Source organism: Aeromicrobium sp., from assembly GCF_049586495.1.
GTDB lineage: Bacteria > Actinomycetota > Actinomycetes > Propionibacteriales > Nocardioidaceae > Aeromicrobium.
Window position 1 is genome coordinate 1 of record NZ_JBAVCB010000098.1, and the last position, 2646, is coordinate 2646.

The 2646-nt window shown below is 69.0% G+C and carries 3 protein-coding genes; 1 reads left to right on the forward strand and 2 read right to left on the reverse strand.

The genetic code is table 11. The features are described 5' to 3' along the window. On the forward strand, window positions 1–246 hold a 246-nt coding region (locus WB508_RS05580; RefSeq protein WP_423843893.1), incomplete at its 5' end, for an HNH endonuclease signature motif containing protein. Window positions 247–254: 8 nt separating this feature from the next. Here WB508_RS05580 and WB508_RS05585 read toward each other — a convergent pair. Together WB508_RS05585 and proB are read right to left on the reverse strand one after the other, a co-directional pair. After that, complete coding sequence (locus WB508_RS05585; RefSeq protein WP_423843894.1) at window positions 255–1499, reverse strand: glutamate-5-semialdehyde dehydrogenase; 1245 nt, start codon at window positions 1497–1499, stop codon at window positions 255–257. 9 nt (window positions 1500–1508) lie between these two features. Continuing rightward, window positions 1509–2615, reverse strand: coding sequence for a glutamate 5-kinase (gene proB, locus WB508_RS05590; protein ID WP_423843895.1), 1107 nt, complete (start codon window positions 2613–2615; stop codon window positions 1509–1511). Window positions 2616–2646: the final 31 nt, after the last annotated feature.

Below are 2646 nucleotides of genomic sequence, written 5' to 3' on the forward strand. Positions count from 1 at the left end.
GCCCCCGAGACACTCAAGAAGGCCCTGGTCTTCAGACACGGCACCTGTCAGGCACCCACCTGCACCACATCGGCCGACCAGTGCCAGTTCGACCACCGCAAACCCTGGCCCCACGGTCAGACCGTCGGGGCGAACCTGTGGCCACTGTGCGAACGGCACCACCAGATGAAGTCACACGACGTCATCACCTGGACCCTGCCGTCCGGCCACACCGCCCCCGCGGAACCGGCACGGCACGCAGCCTGACCCCCGGATCAGCGGATGTGGCCGTCGCCGGTCACGACGTAGGTGGTGGTCGTCATCTCGGTCAGCCCCATCGGGCCACGGGCATGCAGCTTTTGGGTGGAGATGCCGATCTCGGCTCCGAAGCCGAACTCCGCACCATCGGTGAACCGTGTGGAGGCGTTGATCATCACAGCGGCCGAGTCCACACCCGTCGTGAAGCGGCGGGCGGTGTCGATCGACCTCGTCACGATGGCTTCGGTGTGTCCCGACGAGAATCGCCGGATGTGGGCGATGGCAGCCGGCAGGGTGTCGACGACAGCGGCGGAGATGTCCAGATCGAGATACTCGGTGGCGTAGTCGTCGTCGGTGGCTGGCACGACGGCTTGGTCAGTGGCACAGAACGTGGCATCGCCGTGAATGGTGACGCCCGCCTCCTGCAGCGCGGTCACCACCCGCGGGACGAACACCTCGGCGACGTCGCGGTGCACCAGCAGCGACTCGGCTGCATTGCACACGCTGGTGCGGTGGGTCTTGGCGTTGAGCACGATGGACAACGCCATGTCCAGGTCGGCATCGGCATCGACATAGACGTGGCAGTTACCGGTACCGGTCTCGATGACAGGGACGGTCGACTCCTCGACCACGGCTCGGATCAGGCCCGCTCCCCCACGAGGAATCACCAGGTCGACGAGTCCCCGCGCCCGCATGAGGTCCGTCGCGGTGGACCGATCATCGGCAGGTACGCCAATGATCGCGTCCTCCGGCAGGCCCGAGCGAACCAGTGCCGCGCGCATGACTTCGACGATGGTCCGGTTCGACGCGGCGGCAGACGATGAACCTCGCAGCAGCACAGCGCTGCCAGCCTTCAGGCAGATGGCCGCGGCATCGGCGGTCACGTTGGGGCGTCCCTCGTAGATCATGCCGATGACGCCCATGGGCACACGGATCTGCTCCATCCGCAGCCCGTTGGCCAAAATGGACCCGCGCACGACCTCGCCGACGGGGTCCGGCAGTGCTGCGATGTCACGCACGCCCTCGGCGAAGGCGGAAACCCGATCAGCGTCGAGCAACAACCGATCGATGACGTGCTCCCCCGTCCCGGCACCACGGGCGACCTCGACATCGGTGGCGTTGGCCGCAACGATGCGTGTCGTGGCGCCCAGCAAGTCGTCGGCGATCGCGTGCAGAGCCGCGTTCTTGGCGGCAGTCGGCGTGCCAGCCAGCACGATGGCCGCCTGCCGGGCCTGCAGCGCAAGGTCGTGCACGATCGTCATGCGCGAAGTCTAGGGAGTTGCAGATCCGGCCAGCAGCGTGAGGGCGTCGCGGTGGACGACCTCCCGCTCGTACTCGGCGCCCATCTCGGCCGCGAGGTCCCGAGTGTGACGGCCCAGCAGCCGAGGCAGCTCTGAGCTGTCGAAGCCGACCAGGCCGCGGGCCACCACGGCGCCGTCGGGCGCCACCAGGTCGACCGGGTCGCCGGACACGAACTCGCCGGTCACGGCGGTGATGCCGGCGGGCAACAGCGACGCCTGCCGCGTCGTGACGGCGCGCACTGCGCCGTCGTCAAGGTGCAGGGTGCCCTTGGTCTCGCTCAGGTGCTCCAGCCAGAGCAGGCGGGTCGGGCGACGTCGACCTGTGGCGGCGAAGGCAGTGCCGACCTTCTCGCCCCGCAAGGCGGGACCCACCAGTGCGGCCGACGTGAGCGTGACCGGGATGCCGGCGCTGGTCGCGATGCGGGCGGCCTCGACCTTGCTGATCATGCCGCCGGTGCCGACCTTGGAGTCGCTGACGTGCGAGATGTCGATCGTGCCGAGGTCCGAGGCGTCGGCGATGTCGCTGATCAGCTGCGATCCCGGGCGATCGGGCGGTCCGTCGTGCAGCCCGTCGACATCGGACAGCAGCACCAGCCGGTCGGCGTGCACCAGGTGCGCCACCAGGGCGGCCAGCCGATCGTTGTCGCCGAAGCGGATCTCGCTGGTGGCCACCGTGTCGTTCTCGTTGACCACCGGCACGACCCCAAGCTCGTGCAGCCGGGCGAAGGTCTGAAAAGCATTGCGGTAGTGGCTGCGCCTGGTGACGTCGTCGATGGTCAGCAGCACCTGCCCCACCACGAGTCCGCGCGCGGCGAAGCGCTCGGTGTAACGCGCCACGAGGGCGCCCTGCCCGACGCTGGCGGCAGCCTGCTGGGTGGGCAGGTCGCGGGGGCGGCGGGCAAGCCCCAGCGGGCCCAAGCCAGCCGCGATGGCACCGGAGCTGACGAGCACCACCTCGTCACCGCGCTCGCGCGCATCGGCCAGGGCACCGACGATCGCGTCGACCCGCTCAGGGTCCAGATGTCCCTGTCGGGTGGTGAGCGAGGACGAACCGACCTTGACGACGATCCGGCTCACTGCTCAGCCCTCGTCCTCGTCGTCGTCGTCG

Excerpts from the sequence above, each read along its gene's own strand:
- WB508_RS05585 (WP_423843894.1), bottom strand. The coding sequence starts at position 1,499 with ATGACGATCGTGCACGACCTTGCGCTGCAGGCCCGGCAGGCGGCCATC.